Annotated in this window: 19 protein-coding genes, 1 tRNA gene and 1 pseudogene; 12 read left to right on the top strand and 9 right to left on the bottom strand. The window is 68.4% G+C overall.

The features are described from left to right. The first annotated feature begins 4 nt into the window (after nucleotides 1-4). Nucleotides 5-931: a DMT family transporter gene (locus KUTG_RS20480; protein ID WP_198047245.1), complete on the top strand. Its 927-nt coding sequence runs from the start codon at nucleotides 5-7 to the stop codon at nucleotides 929-931. Then, nucleotides 906-4,037 carry a non-ribosomal peptide synthetase gene (locus KUTG_RS20475; RefSeq protein ID WP_198047244.1) on the top strand — a complete coding sequence of 1,044 codons (3,132 nt, stop codon included), beginning with the start codon at nucleotides 906-908 and terminating at the stop codon, nucleotides 4,035-4,037. Before KUTG_RS20480 ends, KUTG_RS20475 begins: the two co-directional genes overlap by 26 nt. Before the next feature lie 485 nt (nucleotides 4,038-4,522). Here the strand turns inward: KUTG_RS20475 and KUTG_RS20470 are convergent, their stop codons facing one another. Further along, on the bottom strand, nucleotides 4,523-4,798 hold the full coding sequence (locus tag KUTG_RS20470; RefSeq protein WP_052395076.1) for a DUF2076 family protein: 276 nt from the start codon (nucleotides 4,796-4,798) through the stop codon (nucleotides 4,523-4,525). 387 nt (nucleotides 4,799-5,185) lie between these two features. Here KUTG_RS20470 and KUTG_RS58775 point away from each other — a divergent pair. Continuing rightward, nucleotides 5,186-5,259: transfer RNA gene (locus tag KUTG_RS58775), tRNA-Ala, on the top strand. 489 nt (nucleotides 5,260-5,748) lie between these two features. Here KUTG_RS58775 and KUTG_RS53660 read toward each other — a convergent pair. After that, nucleotides 5,749-6,057, bottom strand: coding sequence for a DUF2326 domain-containing protein (locus KUTG_RS53660; protein WP_255361029.1), 309 nt, complete (start codon nucleotides 6,055-6,057; stop codon nucleotides 5,749-5,751). Between the two features lie 74 nt (nucleotides 6,058-6,131). Here KUTG_RS53660 and KUTG_RS53655 point away from each other — a divergent pair, with 74 nt between their 5' ends. After that, nucleotides 6,132-6,521, top strand: a complete 390-nt coding sequence (locus KUTG_RS53655) for a hypothetical protein (protein WP_052395072.1) — start codon at nucleotides 6,132-6,134, stop codon at nucleotides 6,519-6,521. A 297-nt stretch (nucleotides 6,522-6,818) separates the two neighbouring features. On the opposite strand, the gene KUTG_RS20460 is transcribed toward KUTG_RS53655, so the two are convergent. Together KUTG_RS20460 and KUTG_RS20455 are read right to left on the bottom strand one after the other, a co-directional pair. Further along, nucleotides 6,819-7,892 carry a fatty acid desaturase family protein gene (locus tag KUTG_RS20460; RefSeq protein ID WP_043730072.1) on the bottom strand — a complete coding sequence of 358 codons (1,074 nt, stop codon included), beginning with the start codon at nucleotides 7,890-7,892 and terminating at the stop codon, nucleotides 6,819-6,821. Nucleotides 7,893-7,916: 24 nt separating this feature from the next. Beyond that, on the bottom strand, nucleotides 7,917-9,032 hold the full coding sequence (locus tag KUTG_RS20455) for a ferredoxin reductase (RefSeq protein WP_084579576.1): 1,116 nt from the start codon (nucleotides 9,030-9,032) through the stop codon (nucleotides 7,917-7,919). A 556-nt stretch (nucleotides 9,033-9,588) separates the two neighbouring features. On the opposite strand from KUTG_RS20455, the gene KUTG_RS20450 reads away from it, so the two are divergent. Continuing rightward, nucleotides 9,589-9,768 (top strand): hypothetical protein, encoded by a 180-nt coding sequence (locus KUTG_RS20450; RefSeq protein ID WP_043718839.1) that lies wholly within the window; start codon nucleotides 9,589-9,591, stop codon nucleotides 9,766-9,768. A gap of 75 nt (nucleotides 9,769-9,843) precedes the next feature. Beyond that, nucleotides 9,844-10,137 (top strand): ANTAR domain-containing protein, encoded by a 294-nt coding sequence (locus tag KUTG_RS20445; RefSeq protein ID WP_052395070.1) that lies wholly within the window; start codon nucleotides 9,844-9,846, stop codon nucleotides 10,135-10,137. Nucleotides 10,138-10,659: 522 nt separating this feature from the next. On the opposite strand, the gene KUTG_RS20440 is transcribed toward KUTG_RS20445, so the two are convergent. Beyond that, the gene (locus KUTG_RS20440) at nucleotides 10,660-11,079 is read right to left on the bottom strand and encodes a CBS domain-containing protein (RefSeq protein ID WP_043718836.1); all 420 of its coding nucleotides are present in this window, start codon (nucleotides 11,077-11,079) and stop codon (nucleotides 10,660-10,662) included. A 608-nt stretch (nucleotides 11,080-11,687) separates the two neighbouring features. Here KUTG_RS20440 and KUTG_RS20435 point away from each other — a divergent pair. Continuing rightward, nucleotides 11,688-13,040 carry an IS110 family RNA-guided transposase gene (locus KUTG_RS20435; RefSeq protein WP_232240876.1) on the top strand — a complete coding sequence of 451 codons (1,353 nt, stop codon included), beginning with the start codon at nucleotides 11,688-11,690 and terminating at the stop codon, nucleotides 13,038-13,040. 374 nt (nucleotides 13,041-13,414) lie between these two features. Here KUTG_RS20435 and KUTG_RS20430 read toward each other — a convergent pair whose 3' ends face one another. From KUTG_RS20430 to KUTG_RS20420, 3 genes are all read right to left on the bottom strand, one after another. After that, the gene (locus tag KUTG_RS20430) at nucleotides 13,415-13,834 is read right to left on the bottom strand and encodes an SgcJ/EcaC family oxidoreductase (RefSeq protein ID WP_043730068.1); all 420 of its coding nucleotides are present in this window, start codon (nucleotides 13,832-13,834) and stop codon (nucleotides 13,415-13,417) included. Between the two features lie 259 nt (nucleotides 13,835-14,093). Continuing rightward, entirely contained in the window at nucleotides 14,094-14,519 is a 426-nt protein-coding gene (locus KUTG_RS20425; protein WP_052395068.1) for a MarR family winged helix-turn-helix transcriptional regulator, read from the bottom strand. A gap of 1,591 nt (nucleotides 14,520-16,110) precedes the next feature. Beyond that, on the bottom strand, nucleotides 16,111-16,914 hold the full coding sequence (locus tag KUTG_RS20420; RefSeq protein ID WP_043718833.1) for an SAM-dependent methyltransferase: 804 nt from the start codon (nucleotides 16,912-16,914) through the stop codon (nucleotides 16,111-16,113). Between the two features lie 221 nt (nucleotides 16,915-17,135). Here KUTG_RS20420 and KUTG_RS66340 point away from each other — a divergent pair, with 221 nt between their 5' ends. Next, nucleotides 17,136-17,315, top strand: a complete 180-nt coding sequence (locus tag KUTG_RS66340; RefSeq protein ID WP_043730061.1) for a (2Fe-2S)-binding protein — start codon at nucleotides 17,136-17,138, stop codon at nucleotides 17,313-17,315. A gap of 37 nt (nucleotides 17,316-17,352) precedes the next feature. On the opposite strand, the gene KUTG_RS65700 is transcribed toward KUTG_RS66340, so the two are convergent. Beyond that, nucleotides 17,353-17,586 (bottom strand): hypothetical protein, encoded by a 234-nt coding sequence (locus KUTG_RS65700; RefSeq protein ID WP_157494670.1) that lies wholly within the window; start codon nucleotides 17,584-17,586, stop codon nucleotides 17,353-17,355. Between the two features lie 190 nt (nucleotides 17,587-17,776). Between KUTG_RS65700 and KUTG_RS58765 the strand changes: the two genes are divergently transcribed. The 4 genes and pseudogenes from KUTG_RS58765 to KUTG_RS61480 form a co-directional block, all read left to right on the top strand. After that, entirely contained in the window at nucleotides 17,777-18,013 is a 237-nt protein-coding gene (locus KUTG_RS58765; RefSeq protein WP_157494669.1) for a hypothetical protein, read from the top strand. Beyond that, nucleotides 18,013-18,411, top strand: coding sequence for a hypothetical protein (locus KUTG_RS58760; protein WP_157494668.1), 399 nt, complete (start codon nucleotides 18,013-18,015; stop codon nucleotides 18,409-18,411). The genes KUTG_RS58765 and KUTG_RS58760 overlap by 1 nt, the downstream gene beginning before the upstream one ends. Nucleotides 18,412-18,413: 2 nt before the next feature. Continuing rightward, a complete protein-coding gene (locus KUTG_RS53650) occupies nucleotides 18,414-19,751 on the top strand; it encodes a hypothetical protein (RefSeq protein ID WP_052395066.1) in 1,338 nt (445 codons plus the stop codon). Beyond that, nucleotides 19,718-20,981: pseudogene (locus tag KUTG_RS61480) on the top strand (cation-transporting ATPase); the annotation flags it as partial. The gene KUTG_RS53650 and the pseudogene KUTG_RS61480, both read left to right, overlap by 34 nt.

Raw genomic sequence — 20,981 nt, 5'->3', positions numbered from 1 at the left:
TGCCTTGCTGGTCCTGCTCCTCGCGACGGCGCTGTGGGGCAGCGCGACGGCCAGTTCCAAGTGGGCGGTTGGCGCCGCCCCGTTTGAGGTGGTGGCAGCGATCCGGTTCGCGGCGGGGGCGGTGATCATGCTCCTCGTCGTCAGGTTCACCCGGACGGCCACCCCGGTCGCCCGAGTGAGCTCGGCACTGGCCGGGCTGTTGGGTGTCTTCGTCTACAACGCGCTGTTCTTCTGGGGGCTGAGTCTCGCACCGGCGGTCGACGCCAGCGTGATCGTGCCCGGCCTGAGTCCGTTGATCACGGCGGCCGTGTCGGCCGTGACCGGTGGGCAGGGGCTGTCGCGCCGACGGGTCGTGGCGTTGTGCTCGGCCTTGGCCGGCACGGCGTTGTTCGCCGTTGGCGCGTTCGAGGGGCCGTCCGCCGGTACCGACCGGTTGCTCGGTGACCTCGTGTTCCTGGTGTGCGCGGCCATCTGGTCCGGCTACACTCTCCTGGGCCAGCGTGCCCTGGCCGGCACACCGCCCCTGCACGCCACCGCGTACGGTCTGGCCGCGGGCGCGGTGCCACTGCTGTTGTTGTCGGCGCCCGCCGCAACCCAGGTCACCTGGTCCGCGTTGTCGGCCGGGTTCTGGTTCAACATGGTCTTCCTGACACTCGGGCCCACCTGCCTGGCTGGTCTCCTGTACTACTCGTCCATCCGCGATGTCGGGGCCGCTACCGCGTCGGTCGCGACGTTCCTCGTCCCGGTCTTCGGCGCGGTGTTCGCGACTGTCTTTCTGGGCGAGTCGGTGTCCGCCGTGCAGGCCGTCGGCGCAGTGGTGATGCTGTGCGGCTCGGCGGTGGCGGTGCTCGATGGGCAGGCCGCGCGTGCCCGGAAACGCGCCGAACAGAGGGAGGGAGGCGGCCATGAGCCCGCGCGCCAGATCGGGTGAACCCGAGAATGCGGTGCTAGCGCGCCTGAACGAGTTGGCGCGCGAGGTGTTGGGCGCTCCGAGCGGCGACGGCCTGCCGCCCGCCCGCAGCTTCGTCCAACTCGGCGGCGACTCGCTGGCAGCCATGCTGTTGGCATCGAGGACAACCGAGGATGTCGGACGCGACCTGTCGGTGAGCGCGCTGCTCGGCCCCGAACCGCTGGCCGCCGTCCTGGAGCGCGCGGCGCGCGGTCGCGGTGTCCCGACGGCCGCGGTCACCGCCGGAGCCGCGCTGGACGACGTCCCCACCGTGTCCCAGCGCGGCATGTGGGCGGACGAGCAGGTCGTCGGCGAGCCGGTCTACAACCTCGTCTTCAGCGCCGTGCTGGAAGGCGAGTTGGAGGTCGGACGGCTGGAGTCGGCTCTGGTGGCGACTGCCCGCCGCCACGATGGACTGCGCACGTGTTTCCCGACCGCGGACGGTGATCTGCGCCGGCTCGTGCTGGCGGACCGGACACCGGACCTGGAACGGGTCCGCGTTCCTGCGGCCGGCTTCGCACAGCACGTCCGCCGCGTGGTCCGCCGCCGCGGGCGCCTGCCGTTCGCCGTGGGCGGGCTACCACCGCTGGACTTCGTGCTAGTGACCGGCGGACCGCGGCAGAACGTCCTGCTGCTGGTGACCCACCACATGCTCCTGGACGCCTGGTCGGTCGGCCTTGTGCTGCGAGAGGTCTTCGCCCGGTACGCGGGTGGGATGGGCGACCAGGCGGATCCTCCCCAGCCTGACGTCCTGGTGGCGCACCAACATGCGCTCCGAGAGTCCGGGCTCTGGGGCGAACAGTTGAGCTTCTGGCGCGAACAGCTCGCCGAGGTGCCGCTCACCGTCGATCTGCCCACAGACCGGATCCGGTCTCGAGTGCGCGACGGCGAAGGCGTTCAGCTGCCTTTCGAACTGCCTGCGGAGACCGTGGACGCCGTACGGCAGCACGCTGCCCGGCTGGGTGTCACGCCGTTCGCGCACCTGCTCACCGCCTACGGCCTGCTGGCGTCCCGCTACACGGGACAGCGGCGTTTCCTGATCGGCGTGCCCACGACCGGCCGCCCGACGAAGGCCCTGCGCGAGCTGGTCGCGCAGTGCGCCGCGGTGGTGCCGGTCGTGATCGACGTGGACGACGACCGGACCACTGACGAGCAGATCCGCGCGGTGCAGCAGTCGCTGGGACGAAGCCTCGACCATGCCGACGTGCCCAGCGTCGAGTTGGTGCACTCGCTTGGGATCGGGGCGGATGCCGGCCGCAACCCGCTGGTGCAGCTGGTCTGCAACGGTTACAGCGACCTGGTGGACCGCGAACTGCTCGCGGGTGGCCTGCGGGTGCGGGTGACCGAGGAGCACAATGGCCGTGCCCCGATGGACCTCAGCCTGGTGTTCCAGCGGACGGATGAGAAAATCACCGGCTTCCTGGAGTTCGCGACCGCGGTGTGGACCCGGGAAGAGGCGGCACGGTTCCTGGACGATCTCGTCGCCACATGCGAGCAGCTGACGACCGCCACGCGAGTCGTCGAGGTGCGTGGCATCTCCACCGGATCGGCGGCGCTGCTCGACGCGCTGGCGTCACCGACGCCGGACAACCCGGTGGACTGCCTCGACACGGCGTTCTTGGCCCAGGCGGCGCGCACCCCGGATGCCATCGCGGTTCGGGAAGGTGACGACCGGCTGACTTACCGGGAGCTGGCGGCGGCGAGCGCGGCGCAGGCCGTGTTGCTGAGGAAGGCGGGCGTGCGCCCGGGGGACGTGGTGGTGGTCGACCTGCCGCGCTCGATCGACGAAGTAGTCGCGGTCCTCGGCGTCGTGCGTGCGGGCGCGGCCTACCTGGGCGTGGACGAGCGGATGCCTGAGCGGCGCAAGGCGGAGATCCTGCGGCGAGCACGGCCCGCCGCCGCCGTCTCCCACGCGGCTGCTGTGTTCGATCTGCCCGTCGTGGTGTGTCGTTGGAGGGACTGGCTCCATGACGACGCACCCGAGCCGCACGTCGTCCCCCAGGACCCGGAGCGGGTCGCGTTCCTGTCGTTCACCTCTGGCTCGACCGGTTCCCCGAAGGGTGTGCTCGTGCCGCACCGCGGCATCGCCCGCCTGGTGGCGGGCGCCGACTACGTCGACTGCGGACCTGGCACGAGGTTCCTGCGGTTCGCCCCGCTCGCCTTCGACGCGTCCACGATCGACCTGTGGTTCCCGCTGCTCGGCGGCGGGTGCGTGGAGGTGCACCCGCCGGGCGTGCCGTCGCCGGCCGAACTGGGCCGCTTCGTCGTCGAGCGCGGCGTCACCGCGCTGTGGTTGACCTCGGGCTTGTTCCGGTTGCTCGCGGAGTTCGCGCCGGGGTCGCTCGCGCAGGTTCGCTACCTGCTCACCGGTGGCGATGTCGTGCCGTCCGAGCACGTCCGGCGGGTGTTGGAGGCGAACCCGGCCCTGACCGTGGTCAGCGGCTACGGCCCCACGGAGAACTCCACGTTCACCACGGTCCACGTCGTGGACTCGCCGGAGGACGTGGTGGACCCGCTGCCGATCGGGCTGCCCGTGCGCGGCACCTCCGTTCATGTGCTCGACGAGCGCGGACTTCCCGTCCCGCCCGGCGCGGTCGGCGAGCTGTACACCGGTGGAACGGGCCTGGCCGTCGGCTACCTGGGCGACCAGGAAGCAACCGGGCTCGCGTTCGGGTACTGGGGCGCGAACCCGTCCGAACGCCTCTACCGCACCGGGGACCTGGTCCGCCTGGACGCGCAAGGCAGGCTGCGGTTCCTCAGCCGCCGCGACGACCAGGTGAAGGTGGGCGGTTTTCGCGTGGAGCCGGCCGAGATCCGCCAGGTCGTCATCGACCACCCGGACGTGGCCGATGCCGTCGTGTTGCCGTTCGAGGGTGCCGGTGGGCACAAGCAACTGCTCGGAGCCTATGTGCCCCGCACGCCGGACGACGACCTCGGCGAACGCCTGACCGAGTTCACCGGTGCCCGGCTGCCGGAGTACATGGTGCCCGCTCGCTGGCTGCGGGTGCAGACGCTACCGGTGACCGCGAACGGGAAGGTCGACCGGAAGGCGTTGGTCGACGCCGCGCTCGGTGCTGCACGTCGGTAGTCGACGGGATCGGCCTACGGCGCGCCGATCTAGTAGTACGGTTGCCTAGTGATAACGTGATTTTATAACGGTCCGCGTCGACTCCATGAGATGTTTCCCCACCTGGTATTGGTGCTAACATATTCCCTAAAAGGTCGACATAAACCCTACAAGGCCAATTCCAATTAGAATGGTGGATGTGGGACAGATCGACCACGTGCGTTTGGTAATCGACCCCACGACTTGAGAAGCGCATCCTTGTTAGTCTGTTGAGGCGTTGGCAGTGTCTATCATGGCCTTTCTGTGCTCCCTCCGCTTGCTTGCGCGCCGTACAATCTGCATCTGGTCTGGGACGATAGCAGTCTACTTGTAAGTATATACATACCCCTTCTGGTTCGTGCCAAGTAGGGACGCGTGCTTATTTACTGAGCCGCTAAGCATGGGTATGAAACGCTCAACGTTGCACCGACGAGTGGCCGCCAGTTGTCACAACGACCGGGTACCGCTCACCACTGATCTTCGTCGTCCCAACCGCCGGGCTCGTCCATGGCGTGGTGCGCCTCGCTCCCCGACCCCTCGTGCCCGCCGAACATTCCGTTCAACCCCTGGAACAGCAGCGCGCCTCCGGCGACACCGGCCGCCGCGGCCGCCGCCGTCTTCAGGAACCCACCGCCGGAGCCGCCCTGCGGCGCACCCATCGGCGCGGCGCCCTGGTTCTGGCCGAACATGCGGGACATGAAACCGCCACCGCCGGCCTGAGCGGCCGGCTGCCTGTCGGTCACGTGTCCTCCTGTCTGGTTGAAGCGCCATCTTAAGGGATCGACGCTCGTTGAGCCTGGAAGCTCAATGCCCTGGCGTTGCTGGGGACATCAAAGGTCTAGGCCGCGTAGCCCGCAATGCAATGCTCACGACACAACTTGCGCCGCCCTCTGGTGGAGTATTGAACCAGCCCCTGTGCTCAAGTCGCCGTAAGGGTAGGGACGGTCAGGGTGTCGCCAGGTACAGGCCTCGGCCTGGGATGCGGCTGTATCCAATGCTTTCACACTGAACGTGGCGGAGCAAAACTGGAGCAGGGATGCGTGTTGAAACTACATTGAACTGCACTGTGTGGCACTCAATTGCAGTGACTGCAACGGGTTTGACGTGGCGGTTCTCTGTTTCCGCAGGCCGGGTGCGCTGTTCGCAATGGTCGTGCGCCACACTGGCAGTGTGAGGGTCAGGGGTTCGAGTCCCCTCAGCTCCACAATTGTTGAATAACTCAGATACGCCCTCTGACCTGGGAGAACTAGGTTTGGGGGCGATCTTGTTTTTCGGTCCCCGGTGGACGGTCGCACCCGCTTCTGGAGCAAAACTGGAGCAGGGTCAGGATTCCCGCGAAATAGGGTCAGGATTCTGCTCCACCTCATCTGGGTGATCCTTGGCGACGAGCCTTCCGGTCCACCGCTGACAGCGTGAATGGTGGTCGCCGGTATCCCGTCGCGCCGCTGGCTGCTATCCCGGCTGCGGCCCGTTGACGGACCGAGCGGGCCGTGCCCGATCGACACGCTGTGGATTAGCGCAGGGCTGCCCGGCGATGTCGAAGACTGCACGACCACCTGACCCGCGTGGGGAACGACTCCGAGGCGACGAGCAAGCGGACGGCATCCGGCACACGAGCGATACGCAGTTCGGACGTCAGATCATCTGTTGAGGAAACTCGTTAGTCCCGTCCACTGGTGGCTTCGGCAAGGCGCTAGAACCGCAATCCGAAGAGGCCGCCATCCTCGCCATGGTCGGTGAGACGTTCAGGCAGGACGAAGTCTTCGACGGCACGGCCGTCAGGCAGGTCCTTCGGAGCTTCATCGCTGTTGAGCGTGACGATGTACTGGAAGCCCTCAGCCGCGGCGTACTCGGCGCCCAGTTGCAGAGCCGAGGCTCGTTGGCGTTCATCGACGCCGTCGAACAGGTGGCTGTCGTGGACCAGAAAGCCGGGACCGCGTTGCTTGTGGGACCACAGCACGCTCAGGTTGAGGTCGAAGCAGTAGACCTGCATGTTGGTGATCCCTTGCTGCGCCCGCGTGGAATCGTGACGCTGATGTCAGGCCCATTGTCGGTGGCGTTGATCACCAGGCGGCCGTGTTGCTGGTCAGCGTAGAGGCGTTGGGACAGGCGCTCGAAGATGACGAACGCCGGACGCGGGATCTGTTGGCGCTCGGCCAGGTCGCGGGTCAGGGCGGCGGCGAGTCGCTGGCGTTCGAGACGGAGTTCGTCTTGTTCGGATTCAAGAGCGACGGCGTTATCGTAGCGGTGGCGGAGTTGCTCGACGCGGACCTGACGCTTGGCGACATCGCGTTGGAGCTCGAGCAAGGTCTCGATGGCACCACCGCTTGCGAGCAGGCGCATCCCATCGGAGCGTTGCCCAGCGAGGCGGTCCCGCTCGGCGGTGTCAGCGACCAGGTCGGCGCCGCTGCGGCGAGTCTCGGCGTCGAGGTACTGGCGTCGGTTGGCGATGACGGAGTCGTGTAATGCCTGCGCGTCGTCGTAGGCGGCTAGCGCGATGTCGGGAAGTTGGACGTCGGCGGCGGCATCGTGACCGAGCGGACCTTCTGGGTCGGCGTCTACCCGGGCATCACCACGGAGATGATCGAGTACGTGATCGGCACGCTCAAGGAGTTCACCACCGCGCGTGGCTGACATTCGCCTACCGGGCGACAAGATTGTTCGACGCTCCGAACAGGAACCCGGCATCCGGAAGGCGGTCGGTGACCGGGGCGAGCGTCTCGGTCGGCTCGGCGCTGCCTGCGTCGTCCGGGGAGCGGCGGCTCAGCGGTTCGGAAGCGCGTGGCGAAGGATCCGCCGCCAGGTGGAGGCGTACTGCCGGAGCAACGGGCCGGTGACGTAGGGAAGGCCGTAACGCTGGCAGATCTCGCGCACCCGGGGGGCGAGCTGGGCGTAGCGGTTGCTGGGGAGGTCCGGGAAGAGGTGGTGTTCGATCTGGTGACTGAGGTTGCCGGTGAGGATGTGGAAAAGGGGGCCGCCGTCGATGTTGGCCGAGCCCTGGATCTGGCGGAGGTACCACCGGCCGCGGGTCTCCTCGTGGACCTGCGCTTCGGTGAAGGTTTGGACCGCGCCGGGAAAGTGACCACACATGATGATGGTGTGCGACCAGATGTTGCGCACGGTGTTGGCGGTGAGGTTGCCCAGCAGGCAGGGAACCGCCGAAGGCCCCGCGAGCACGGGGAAGAGCAGGTAGTCCTTGGCGAGTTGGCGCAGGGCCTTGGCCGCCAGCCTCGCCGCGTCGTCGACAAGATGGCGAGGGCTCCTGCCGCCGGAGAGGACCACGTCCGGTTCCAGGTCGTACAGCGCGATGCCCCATTCGAACACGGGCGCGAGCAGGGCGTTGGCCAGCGGCTGGGCCAGATGGGCCGGGTGCCAGGGCTGCTCGGGGCTCATCCGCAGCACGGCGTAGCCGAGGTCCCGGTCGCGTCCGACGACGTTGGTCCAGGTGTGGTGTTGGTGGTTGTGGGTGCGTTTCCAGGCGTCGGCCGGGGTGAGGAAGTCCCATTCCCAGGTTGTGGAGTGGATCGCCGGGTCGCCCATCCAGTCCCATTGGCCGTGCAGGATGTTGTGCCCCAGTTCCATGTTCTCCAGAATCTTGGCGGTGCTGAGCATGAGGGTGCCGCAGACCCAGGCGGGGGGGAACAGCGAGAACGCCAGGGCGATCCGGCCCGCGATCTCGAGGGCCCGCTGGCCGGTGATGATCCCTCGGATGTAGCGGGCGTCGGGTTCGCCGCGGGTGGCGATGACCTCGGCCCGCAGACGGTCGAGTTCTTCCCCCAGCGCTTCGGTCCACTCAGGGTGGGGCGGGAGATCGGATTCTGCGCCAGACGCCCGCACAGTGGGTCCTCCTTCGGGTTGGGTCTAGATGTCGAGGGCGAGGGGACCAGCTGCGGCCGACACACAGGTCTGGATCAACCGACCGGGTTCGTCATGGATCTCGCCGGTCCTCAGGTCGCGCACTCGACCGTGTGCCAGCGGGGTGAGGCAGCCGAAGCACAGGCCGCGACGGCATCCGTACGGCATCGCCACGCCGGCCTGCTCACCGACCTCCAGCAGGGGAACGGTTGTTCCGGCGTCGGCGTCGACGCCCGTGCGGAGGAAGCGGACGCGGCCACCGGAGGTGTCGCTGTCGTGCGGGAGAAACGGGGCCATACGGAAGCGCTCCACGTGCAACCGCTCGGTCACCCGGGCCTCGGCCCAGTGCGCCTCGACAGCCTGGAGCATCGCCTCGGGGCCGCAGGCCCAGGCCTCGCGTTCGCGCCAGTCCGGGCAGAGCCCCGCCACATGGCCGGGGGTGAGATGCCGGGACGGTGCCCCACCGGGGCGGGTGTGGTGCGGGACGAACCGGAACCACGACAACTGCCGGTGCATGGCCTGTAGCTCGTCACGGAAGATGCACTCACGGATCGTGCGGGTGCTGTGCAGGAGGAGCACATCGGGGTGCGGGCCGGTCGGGGGTCGTTCGGCCAACGTGCGGAGCATTCCCATCACCGGGGTGATGCCGCTGCCGGCGGTGAGCATCAGGATGCGCGGCGGTGGCGGGTCGGGGAGGCTGAAGTCGCCTTGCGCCGGCCCCAGTCGCAGCACTGTCCCCGATGGCGTTTCATGTGCCAGGCGTGGCGAGACGCGGCCGCCCGCAGCGGCATGGACGGTGATGGACAGGAGCCCGTCGGTGGGCTCGGGCGGACAGGTCAGGGAGTAGGTGCGCCAGTGCAGCGCACCGTCGATCCGCACGCCTATGGCCAAGTACTGGCCGGCCTTGTGACCGGCCCAACCCCGGCCGGGTTTGATCAGGAGTGTGGTGGCGTCGTCGGTTTCGGGCCGTGCCGCCACCACACGTCCGGCCGGGTGGCGGGCGCACAGCAGCGGATCGACCAGGCCGAGGTAGTCGTCCGCGGTGAGCGGGCTGGTCAGCCAGGCCGCCGCGGCGAGCAGAGGGGTGCCGCTCCAAGCCGGACGCCGAGGGAGTACGGGCATTCGAGGGCTCCTCCTGCCTTGATTGCGCGAGGGCGCTCGGTGGTCGTGCTCGCCAGCGCGCCCGGTCCGAATTCTTCCCTGCGCGAAGCACCCGACCGCGGACACATCCGAGCCATCCTCTGGAATCCAGACCACGCGCTGCGCAGTAGCCAGTCAGAACACCGAAGACGTTGCGGCGCAGGGAGTTTATTCTTCGTCGCCGCTCTCCGGGGCCGGTTCTTATTGTGAGTCAGACACGGGGACGGGGACAGGGGCCATTGACGGCCTGCTGGCGGTGCGCAGTCACAGGTGACACGGCACAGGTCCCTTCCGCGCACTGCCGTGCTTCATCGCCGGTCGAGTGGCTCAAGGCCCGGGAGGAGACCAGGCAGCACCTGGCTGGCGCGACACCGCCAACCGCGCAACCCGGCGACCGTGGCCGGCGACCGACCACAGCAGGTCCGACGGTTCGACATCGAGGATCATCAATTCGCCACTGGGCGGCCGCCGGGCGTGATGACGTCCCGATACCGTCCGATGGCCGCCAACGACGCACTATCGCCAGGGTGCGGTGCCCGTGGTGCTTGCCGGCCAGCCGTTTTGGCAGTTGGTCATGCTGCTCACGCAGGTGCACGCGGTCCCGACCAGTCCGTCGCCGGCCCAATGGAACCCGATCGCCGACCTGCACGCGCGTATCACTGCTGCCGGAACCATCGGTGCCGATCACCAGCGGTGGCCGTGGTCGCCGTGCGAGTAGCTCGCTGAGGGAGCTGGCCTGCCTGTGCTACCGAGTGCCTTGCGCGGTCGTCCACGGCGACGCCCGACCGGCGACTTGTTCACCGCGCGCACCCTGGCCGACGTTGCCGCGATCGGCTTGGTGCAGGAACGATCGCTGAGGGATTCTCGGATTCACCGTGCGCAACTCCGCCCACGCGTCGGCTCCCGGATCAAGATCGAGTACGCCAAGGGCGTCATCGTGCGGCAGAGAGGTCTCACGCTCGACGAGGCCTTCGCGCTGATCCTCCAGCACGCATCCCGTGCCAATCGTCAGCTGGTCGACGTATCGCACGACATCGTGGTCAAACGCCTCACCGCGAGAGACCTCGTGCGCCTGCCCCGCACCTGACCGAATCTGGCCAGGTCCGGTCCGGCTTGCGGTGTTCTTGAGAGGGCACGCTGTGCTGCCGTGAGCCAGTTCGACATGAACCCCGGCCTCCTCGACGAAATAGCCTTCGTCCTGAGGACGCGGTGCAGCTACAAGATCGCCGACACGAGAGGCCGCCTGAACAGACCCCATGCAAGCTCCACAGTGGACACCGTGTGGTTCGGCCTCGGGAGTTCGCACGAGGAACGCTCACAACGGGGAGATCGACGCGCCGCCGAACGGCGGTGACGCAGGTGAACTTGGATGTCAAGGACCCACTGGTGGGCGTGTGAAGGCCAGCGTCGGGGACACGGTGAATCGGCTCGATGCCGAGCCATGGCAGCTCGATCTGAGCGGCTTGCCGTTCATGTTGTTCCTTGACGCCGAGCGCGGCAGTGCAGCGTGCTCTGTCACCGCCACCACGGCTGCCGCAGGCTCATCACACCGGCGTCCTGCCACTACTGGCCGTGACCGCAGATGATGCGGCAGGGGTCCGCGTGATGGTCAGCTTTGCGCGCAGATGGCCGCGACGCAGCGGCCGACAGCTTCGGCGGGAAGGTGCCGTGCGAGGTCGGCCTCGCTGATCATGCCGACGAAGCGGTGGTTCTCGATGACCGGAAGCCGGCGGATCTGGTGCTCTTCCATGAGAGCCAGCACGTCCTCAACGCCGGCGTCGGTGGTGACGGTGCGGGGTTTGCCCTGTGCCAGGTCGCTGGCGGCCATGGTCCGTGGGTCGTGGCCCGCACCGACACATTTGATCACGATGTCCCTGTCGGTGACGATCCCTCGCAACCGGTCGTCATCCCCGCAGATCGGCAACGCACCAACGCCGAGTTCACGCATGCGCTTCGCGGCGGTGTCCAGGGTCTCGTGCTCGCCAATGCACTCGGCGGCTGTGTGCATGATGTCCTTCGCGGTGGTCATCGGACCCTCCTTTTGCGTACTCGACTTTTGCGTACTCGACGCGGCATTTGCACCGTGCTCCGGGGCCGTTCGGTTGGGAAGGGCCGAAGGTCCTCACTGCCCAAGTGGTCGCCTGCGGACGCGCCATCTCCTGCCGGTCGGGCTGGGCGGCGTCGTGGGCCGTCACCACGAAATGGCCGAGAACAGCCAAGATGGTGAAGCGAGCACTGATCACAGCGCGGTTGGTGATCCTGGCAGGCACGATTGTTGGTGGCCAGTTTGAACTCCCCGCTGGCGGCCAGTCAGCGGGACGTTATCTGGCCACTCACCCGGTTACGTGGCGTGACTCTCGACAGACGTAGCCGTAGCCCGTGGAGAGGTGCCCGTGCCGTCGGCTGGAGTGGCTTCAATCTGTCGTCGCCAAGGCCGAGCACCGTGTCGCCAGTCGTAGGACCACCGACACCAGCGCAAGTGGAACGGGTTATTACGCGGTTCGTCGGGCTGCCGCCGCGCTCCCGAACGACCGCTCGGCGGCATAGAAAGACGTTCTGCGTGTCGGTGCACGGCATGGGAACGCCCTCCTGATGCGCTTGTCGGGCTTGGTGTCCCATCTCAGGAGGAGGACGTTCGTGAGCAACCGTAGCGGCGTATCCCGGGGTGATCGCAACCGCAACACCCGGCTGGCCCGGCTCCGCGCGATGGTGCCGGTCGACAACGCCATCGTCGGCATCGACCTGGCCGACACAAAGCAAATGGTGGTGGTGGCCGATCACGACTCGAAAGTATTGGCACGCAAGACCTTCCGCTGCCGCGCCTGGGACATGGGGACCGCCCTGGACTGGGCGGCCCAGCGCGCGAGGGCGGCGGGGTTCACCGGTGCGACCGTGGCCTGCGAACCGACCGGCCACTGCTGGCGAGTACTCGGCCAGTTGGCTGCCGACCGCAGCATGCCGTTCGTGTGCGTCCAGCCCTCGATGACCGCCTGGGCGCGCCGCGCCGAGGACCTCACCCACGACAAGACCGACGAGAAAGACGCCGTGCTGATCGCCCGGCTGACCGCGCAACTACGCTGCTACCTCCCCGAACCAGTCGACGAGACCTGGGGCCGGCTGCGGCATTTAGGCGCACGCCGGGAACAGCTCATCGTGGACATGGTCCGCCAGATCCAGCAGATCCGGGCCCTGCTGGAATGCGTCTGGCCGGCCGCCCTGGACACCGCGGCACAGCCCTTCCGGTCCCGCACCTGGGTCGCGGCGATGAGCATCGTCTGCGACCGGGATGGCGGCGATCTCACCCGCACCCGCCGGCTCGGCCTGGCCCGCTTCGAGCAGGCGGTGCGGCGTGAGATCACCCGCCGCGGCGGGCAGAAGCCGTCGCTACGGATCGCGCGCAACCTGTTCGCCGCACTCGAAGACCAGCGTGGGGTGCTCGCTCACCGGCGTGGTGCGCTGGAGCGGATACATCTGATACTCGGTGACTGGCAGGACAACCAGCGGCGGCTGGCCGACACCGAGGCCCGCATGGTCGGCGTGCTCGACGAACTGGAACTGACCGAGCTGGTCACCTCCATCGTCGGGCTGTCCGCGGTCGGCGCCGCCGCTATCCTGGCTGAGACCGGCGACCCCACCCGCTTCACCACCGCGCGTGCGCTGGTCAAACACGCCGGCCTTGCCCCGCGCGAGCGGCTGTCGGGTACCTTCACCGGCCGCACCAAACTCACCGGCCAGGGCCGACCCAAGCTCCGATTGGCCGCCTGGCGGGCGGTGTGGGCCGCGAAGAAGGCCAATCCCGTCTACGCGGCCCGCTACCAACACCTGACCACTCGCGAGACCAACAAACTCACCGCGCCACAAGCACAAGCCGCGATCGCCGCGGCGATTCTGCGGCATCTGCACGCGGTGATCACCACCGGCCAATGCTGGGATGCGCAGACCGCGACCCACGGCACCAGTCCATCCGCGCCGCATTCCCGCGCTGCCTAGAAAAACCATGGCGGCCATCAAGCAGGCGGTCGGGGTGAGCCCCACGCGGCATTGAGACACACTGTGATCTCGCCTGTCATCTAGGGCAGCCCCGTCCGTCGTCGCACCAACCCGATTACACGCTGCTGGGACCAACCCCATTACCGCTATGCAGGGACCGACGACGGGCGAGGCACCGACCGCATGCTTGACACAAACCGCCTTACGCTGATTACAGGATGTTCTTGAGCTTGATGTTCTTGAGCTTGGAACGCGGTTGGCCCGGCGTGAGTGTTCGACGCCTGGCAGTGTGCGGGTCGGGTCGGCGGGTCAGCCGGTTCGCGGAGTGGCGTAACTGTTGGCCTGCCGCGGAACCGGCTGCTCGGCCGTGGTGGTCAGGCGTGGTGGGTTTGCTTGGCGCGGTCGCTCATCTCGGTGTTCTGGAACGCGACGCATTCCCAGCGGCCGGCGCGGCGGCGCAGGGTGTAGGTCTGGTACTTGTCGTAGTCGATCGTGGCGCCGATGCCGATGCCGCCGATCGTGGTGACGACAGTGGTGTCGGTGTCGACGGCGCGCACGTCGATGGGTTTGACGGTCATCCGGGTTCCCCGCTGCCATTTGGTGAACACGTCGTGGTGGGTCTGCTCGATGGCGTTCCGTCCGAACAGAGCGTCGCCAAGGAAGATCACGTACGAGGCGTCCTCGGCGAACTGCTGTGCATAGGTCGCGGCGTCGGCTGTGTCCCATGCGTGGCGGACGCGGTCCAGAAAGGCCTCGACGGTGTCGTGGTCCGGTGTCTGGGCGGCAGCGTTCATGGTCGTCTCCACTTCGGTTGGGCGGTGTCCGGGCTGCTCGCACGGCGGCGGAGCGGTCCGTTCCATCCGATATTGTTTCAGCTGAAACTACTTCAAGCGAAATGGTTTGGCAAGTAAGAGACTTGGGCGTGGGCGACACTCGCTGACCGGCGCGACGATGCTGGTCAGAGTGTGCTGATCAGTACGGGTGCCGCGTCAGCGGCGCTGTCTCGGTCCAGCGGCGCGACGGCAGGACGAAACGCGGTGACGGCCCGAGCGATCACCAGACGCGGGTGCGCGCACCGTCGGGTTCGGCGGCCACGTTCGCGTGGACGATGCCCAGCAGCCGACGCAACTCCGCCTTGTCCTGGGCGTTCAGACCAGCGGTCACCCGGCGCTCGGACTGGCCCGCGACCGCGATCAGGTTCTCCAGTTCGGCGCGTCCGGCGTCCACCAGCCGGACCAGCTTGACCCGCCGGTCCGTCGGGGAATCGTGGCGCTCCACCAGACCTCGCTCGACCAGCAGGTCCAGCAGCCCGACCAGACGGCTGGCGGGAATGCCCAACGCCGCCGCGAGCTGCTGCTGCGACTGTGCCTCACCGCCGCGCAGCCCCTTCAGCACGGCGAAATGGCGCGGATGCAGCCCGTGCGGGGCCAATGCCTCTTCGAAGGCCAGCGACGCCGCGTGCCCAACCGAGGCGATCACGAACCCCAGTGGCTCATCCCGCCCTGCGCGACGGGTGGCAGGCGCCTTCCGCATCCGGCGAACGTACCACCATCGAAACGATTCCCTCCGAAACGATCGCCGGTGGGGATACCGGGCACATCACACGGCGCACGCGATGGTCGGCCAGGCTTGGCCGAGGTGTCGGCGGGTGCAGGAGAACGCCACCACGATCCAAACCGTACTCAACTCGGCAGAAGAGGGCATTCGCGGCAGGAGGAGGCTGACGCGCGGACACCGTTATCGAGAACGTGTTCTAACAACGACGCCGAGCTGTAAGGTGGTCCTATCGCTGGCAACACGGTGGTCCCACGACTCGGCAACTGACGGATCCCCGTACCACCGCGCCGCGCCGTTCACCGCGCCGTGCCGTTCACCGCGCCGTGCCGTTCACCGCGCCGTGCCGTTCACCGCGCCGTGCCGTTCACCGCGCCGTGCCGTTCACCGCGCCGTGCCGTTCACCGCGCCGTGCCGTTCACCGCGCCGTGCCGTTCAACGCGCCGTGCCGACGTCGCGGCATGACCAGCACGGCCGCGCCGCCCGACGAACCTACAGCGACCACTGACCGTGCAACTGGCCGCCAGTGGGGATCGAACTGGCCGTCCGTGGGTGGCCGCCCGCGGGGAATTCCGGCTGGCCGCTGACACACGGGCCGAGTGGGCAAGACGCCGCTGGCGTTGTCTGTTCGTCTCGGGCACTTGAGGCCTGTCACAACACAACGCGGCAAGACGCGTTGGCGTAGCAGGTGTCCTGAGCCTCCGCGCGGGCCGCCGGGCACGCCAGCTACGCCGCCTACGGCGTTATGACCACGAACCGCATCGACGCCCACCGGAGCCGTCGCGACCATACCGGCCCCCGAGTCGGACGTCGGCAAGCCGAGAGCTCTGTGGGGCAGACCCTGTTCCGGCCCGCCCGGAAAGTTTCCAGCGGCCGGGCTGCCCCAACAGCGATCTCTCACCGCGCCCGACCAGGTGCCACGCCCCGGCCCGACACCATGTGACGCGACCCCTGGCACCAAGGGGAAAAGTGCCAGGGGTCGCACGCCGGCTGGACGCGCTGCGCCCTGAAGGGCCAGGCCAGGACCCGCAACCTCGGAGCGGCCAGCCCGTCGGGGTGAGGGGTTCGCGCCTGCTTCGAGCCGGTTGCGCTCGCGAGTGCACGACCGGCAGACGATGGCCTCCCTGTGATCTGCTGGGGAGGCGCGGGAGGCCGCCTGCCGGTCACGACCTCCACACTTCCTGTCGACGGTCGGCACTCGCACGGCCCGATAGCCGCTGACGGTGACTTCTTCAGCTACCGGGCCGCAAGCCCAGAGTGCCGCAACCCACGACCCGGCGGGAGGGGCCAAACGCGGAACCCTCACAACTGGACGCCGGTGTCAACAACTCGCCAAGCCTGATGCCGGCACGCTTCGCTGATCTGCCCGCTGTCCAGCTCGCGGCGGGACAGCCCGCAGCGGGGTCGTCCGAGCTGCGGGTGTCGGGCACCGCCGCATGCGGAACGCTGGGTATCGCAAGAGACGGTGGCGGCGCGCCGATCCAGCCTGCGCGGGAGGACGGAACTTCGCGTCGAATCATGGCTTTCGGCCGACACCGGCGAGGACTTCCGTGCGGTCGGCGTCGTTGCCGACCGGGCCCTCGGGGCGCCACAGGGCGGTGGCGACCACGCCGGGCTCGACCATGTCGAACCCGGCGAACAACTCGACGATCTGCGCGCGGGTCCGCAGGTGGATCGGGTTGGCGCTGCGCTTCATCACCTTGACCATGGCGGCCATCTCGGCCGGCCGGCTGTCCGCGGTGAAATGGGACACCGCCAGATAGCTGTCCGGTACCAGCGCGTCCCGATAGCGGCGCAGGATGCCGACCGCGTCCCGCGCGATCGGCACGAAGTGGAGCACCCACACCATCAGCAGCCCGATCGGCTGGCTGAAATCCAGCAGTCCACGAACCTGCGGTGCGTACAGGATCGACTCGGGCTCGCAGAGGTCGGCCTTGATGGCTAGGGCCTGGGGGTCGTCTGCCAGCATGAGTTGGCTGTGCGCGACGGCGATCGGATCGGTGTCGACGTAGACCACCCGGGAGTCCGCCGCGACGCGGCGGGCGGTCTGGTGGACGTTGCCCGCGGTGGGGATGCCCGAGCCGATGTCGAGGAACTGACGGATGCCGGACTCGACGAGGAACAGCACCGCGCGGCGCAGGAAGGCGCGGTTGAGGCGGGCGATGTCGCGGGAGCCGGGCAGCGCCTGGTCGAACATGTCGGCCAGGGCGCGGTCGGGGGCGAAGTTGTGGCTGCCGCTCAGCAGGTAGTCGTACATCCGTGCCGCGCTGGGTGTGTCGATGTCGACCTCGTGCGGCACCCAATTCAGATTCGGTGTCACCGTTGACCTCCCTGTGTGCTGTGAAACGCTCACCCGCCGTGGACGGTACTGATCACGGTGCGGTTTCAGCGTATGCGTCGTGCCGTGGTGATCCCCGCCCGACCGTTCAGAGCGGACACCGAGGCGATGATTACCGAGCCATTCTCGGCTATGGCTTCCCGAGGTCCACTCCAGATGACAAGTAGCCTGACCTGAGTATCGGCTTGTGGGAGGCGCCTGTCATGTACGTCTGCGTCTGTGCGGCGGCGACCGATGCCCAGGTGTGCGCGTGCATCGACGCCGGGGCGAGCACCGTCGAGGAGATCGGCGCGGGGTGCGGAGCCGGGACCGGGGGCGGAAGCTGCCTCCACCGGCTGGCGACGATGATCGAGCAGCGTCTCTCCGGTGGCGGTGCCGCCTGACGGTCGGGTGACCGCCCCTCGACGGGTTGCCGAACTGTCAGCGCCCGTTCCCGGTGTGTGTCGGCCAGACGGTCACCGAACAGGTCGGCGCCGACCTCACCGTCGAGCGTGATGTCGTGGACCGGCTACGCGCGGGAATCGCGATGTGCCGCGAGAAGGGCGACATCACCCCGGCGAACCTGCACGAAAGCTTCTCGCCGACGAGGAACACCACATCGACTATCTGGAGACCCAGCTTGAACTGATCGACAAGCTTGGCGAGCAGCTCCACCTCGACCAACTCCTCGATCGGCCACCCGCAATCGGTCAGCTCCGGAGGCGCTTGGCTGCCCGGCGTCGAGACGCGGTCGTCGACGATTGGGTCCAGGTCGGCGACTCGGCTCGGTGTGGAGTGCCGGCGGTGAAGGGTGTGCACCGTCAGGCGCGGCGTCGTAGACACGGATGGTGACATCGGGAGGTCGGTGAGCCAGGCCCGCTTGCCGCCCTGCGAGATCGTCTTTGACGGTCATCTGAACGGCATTGAATCCAGACCCCGCGTTCGCGTCGCCCGGCTGGGCGTGCGGGCGTGTCGGCGGCCTCCGGGCGTGGCCGCGTCAGTGGCACAAATGCGCCACGACCTGGCCCCGCCGTTGTCCCGTCACAACCTGTTAGCTTTGTTTTTCCTTGAAATTTTGGAAAAGCCTTTACGGGAGAAGTGATGGCGACAATGGAAGCCAAGGGGGCGCGTTCCCCGGACAGGGGACGGGAAACCGGAGCCAGTGGTCAAGAAGTGGAAAAGCACGTCCACGAGGGCGGCCAGCGCACGGGGACTCTGAGCCTTCCGTTTGCCACCGTGCACTGGCGGTTGCCCGAGTTCCGTGTGCCCGGCCGTCAGGAGATGGACGCCGCGGTTCACGCGGTGCGTTCGGTCCTGCCACCACCCTCGCAGTTGGCGTACTACACCGGCCTCGGAGTGCTCGCCGTGTTCGAGGTCGTCGAGTGGCCGGTGGTCGCGGTGGCGGCTGCCGGCATGATCGTGGCCCAACGGGCCTTCCGGTCCCAGGATGAACACGGGGAAAAGCCAGACGCCAAGGCGTCGGGAAAGTCAGCGGAATAGACATGCCATTCCAGCAGCTGTTCTCGTTTGCGTCGAAGATTGTCGGCGTTGCGGTCGCGACGGCTCGGGCATTCGCGCCGACCGGCGTCGGCCGCCGCGTCCGCGTCGTCCACGACCGTGCCTTTATTGAGGTCCACGGCATTCACCGGCCCGGTACGGAAGATGCCGCAGGCGAACTCGTCAAGCGGCTGACCGAGTTGTACGGTGTGCGCACCGTCGAGGTCAACGCTCCGCTGGGCTGGGTGATGGTCTCGTTCGACCACGACAAGGTCGACGTCAATCACCTGGTGCGGATGGTCGGTGAGGTCGAGGACGCACACGAGCTGCGCGCCGCCAGGCGCGCCGGCAGCGGGCAGTTCCCCGGCGCCGGAAAGCAGGTGGCGACCGAGGTGATCGCTCTCGGCATCGATCTTGTCGGCCTGCCCTACGCGTTCGCGGGTCGCCTGCTTCCGCTCCCCAAGGCGCCGACGACCTTGTCCGCACTCGTCGCCGTCGCCGACTACTCGCCCCGCATCCGCGGCTACGTGGAGGGCGCGGTGGGTCGTCCGGCGACAAACGCGCTGTTCGCCCTGACCGGTTCTGTGGTCAACACCATGGCCCAGGCCCCCCTGCTGCTGATCAACGACGCCTGCCACCGCTGTTCCATGATCACGGAAGCGCTGGCCCGGCAACACAGCTGGGAGCGGTGGGACAGAGCGCTGGCAGAGCGCGAGGGTGCATACGACGCCCCGCCGCTCGCCCGCACACCGCGCCCAGTCCCGCTGCCGGCCAGCGCGGCCGACAAGGTCGCCGACGTCGTGACGTCGCTCGGCACGGCCGGTGCCGGCGTGACGTTCGTCGGCAACAGGCAGCGCGCACTTGGCGTTCTGGTCGCCAGCGCACCACGTGCAGCGCGCATGGGCAGGGAAGCCTTCGCCGGTCAGCTCGGCCGCGGCATCGCACGGCGTCGTGTCCTCGTGGTCGACCCGGATGCGCTGCGGCGACTGGACCGCGTCGACACGGTGGTACTCGATTCGGCGATCCTGCGGACCGGCGAGCAGATCATCGACGAGGTCGTGCCGACCGGGGCGAGCATCGGACTGGACGAGCTGTACACGCGTGCTCATGAACTGGTCGACCCGGTGGTCCCGGACGCTCCTCGGGAACGCGACGGGTGGTCGGTCGTGCCCGCCGCCGACAGCCCGTTGAGCGCGGACGCCCGGGTGCGCGAATGGACGGCGCGGGGCGCTCGCGCGCTGTACTCTGCACGCGTCGAGTCGTGGGTTGATCAGCGTGGCCACCGACTCGATCGTTGGCCGAAGCGCTGGTGTCTGCGGCGCAGGCCGCTGGGGACGTGGTGATCGTCGGGGCGGACCGGATGCTGAAGAAGCGTCTCGACGCCGACGAGTGGATGCCCGGTGACGGCGAACTGGCCTCCTCCGTGCGCACACTTCAGGCCGGCGGTCACGTCGTGGCGGTTGTCTCGGCCCACGGCCTGGCCGGTCTGGCCGCCGCCGACGTGGGCATCGGGATCACCCGAGCGGACACGCCGCCGCCCTGGGGGTCTTCGGTGCTCTGCGGACCGGGTCTCGGCGAGGCGTGCCTGCTGCTGCAGTCCGTGCCCTTCGCGCGAAAGGCCAGCCGGCGCAGTGCCCAGATGGCCATCGCGGGCGCGGTCGCCGGCAGCCTGCTCGCGATCCTGGGGCCGACCAGGGCCGCACCCGTCCGGGCCCAGGTTCCGGTTCAGGTCGCGGCGCTGCTGGCGCTGGCCGCCAGCACGTGGTGGGGCAGCCGGCCGATGCGCATGCCCGCGCCCGTGCCGGTCACCCGCACCCCGTGGCACGCCATGCCGCCCACCATCGTGCTCGACAGGCTCGGGACGTCGCCGGACGGGCTGGACGACAAGGAGGCCACACGGCGTCGACAGGGCCGACCGGACCAGGAGGCAGTGCCGCGGACCGGAGGTGTCGCCGAGACCTTCCTGGAGGAGCTGGACAATCCGGTGACGCCGGTGCTCGCGGGAAGCGCGGGCCTGTCCTGGTCCGTAGGGTCGATGATCGACACGATCCTGATCCTGGGAGTGCTGGGGCTGAACGCGTTCGTGGGCGGCACGCAGCGACTGGGAGCCGACCGCGCACTGCACCGGCTCACCGAGGCCGTGGCGGTGCGGACCCGGCTGCGGCGGGGCGAGCAACGGGTGGAGCAGTCGGCGGACCAGCTCGTGGTGGGCGACGTGGTCGAGCTCGAGGCGGGTGACGCCGTGCCCGCCGACTGCCGGCTGCTGGTCGCGGAGGACCTGGAGGTCGACGAGTCGAGCCTGACCGGCGAGTCCCAGGTGGTCGGCAAGACCGTCGACGTCGCGCCGGCCCGCGTGATCGCGGACCGACACTGCATGCTCTACCAGGGAACGGTTGTCGCGGCCGGCTCGGCCGTCGCGGTCGTCACCGCGGTCGGCACGGACACCGAGATCGGCCGCACCACCCTGATGGGCGGCGCGCCACGGTCCGTCGGTGTGCACACCAGGCTGAACTCGCTGGTGCGACTGGCACTGCCGATCTCCGTCGGCGCCGGGCGTGACGCTGTTGGGCATC

The sequence above is a fragment of the Kutzneria sp. 744 genome, assembly GCF_000568255.1.
Lineage (GTDB): Bacteria > Actinomycetota > Actinomycetes > Mycobacteriales > Pseudonocardiaceae > Kutzneria.
Note: the sequence above shows the minus strand (reverse complement) of the source record. Positions and strands in the feature narration are given on the sequence as shown.

Excerpts from the sequence above, each read along its gene's own strand:
- KUTG_RS20440 (WP_043718836.1), bottom strand. The coding sequence starts at position 11,079 with ATGACCACCGCGAAGGACATCATGCACACAGCCGCCGAGTGCATTGGC.
- KUTG_RS20455 (WP_084579576.1), bottom strand. The coding sequence starts at position 9,032 with ATGCCCGTACTCCCTCGGCGTCCGGCTTGGAGCGGCACCCCTCTGCTC.
- KUTG_RS20430 (WP_043730068.1), bottom strand. The coding sequence starts at position 13,834 with ATGAACGCTGCCGCCCAGACACCGGACCACGACACCGTCGAGGCCTTT.
- KUTG_RS58760 (WP_157494668.1), top strand. The coding sequence starts at position 18,013 with ATGGCGACAATGGAAGCCAAGGGGGCGCGTTCCCCGGACAGGGGACGG.
- KUTG_RS66340 (WP_043730061.1), top strand. The coding sequence starts at position 17,136 with ATGTACGTCTGCGTCTGTGCGGCGGCGACCGATGCCCAGGTGTGCGCG.
- KUTG_RS20475 (WP_198047244.1), top strand. The coding sequence starts at position 906 with ATGAGCCCGCGCGCCAGATCGGGTGAACCCGAGAATGCGGTGCTAGCG.
- KUTG_RS53650 (WP_052395066.1), top strand. The coding sequence starts at position 18,414 with ATGCCATTCCAGCAGCTGTTCTCGTTTGCGTCGAAGATTGTCGGCGTT.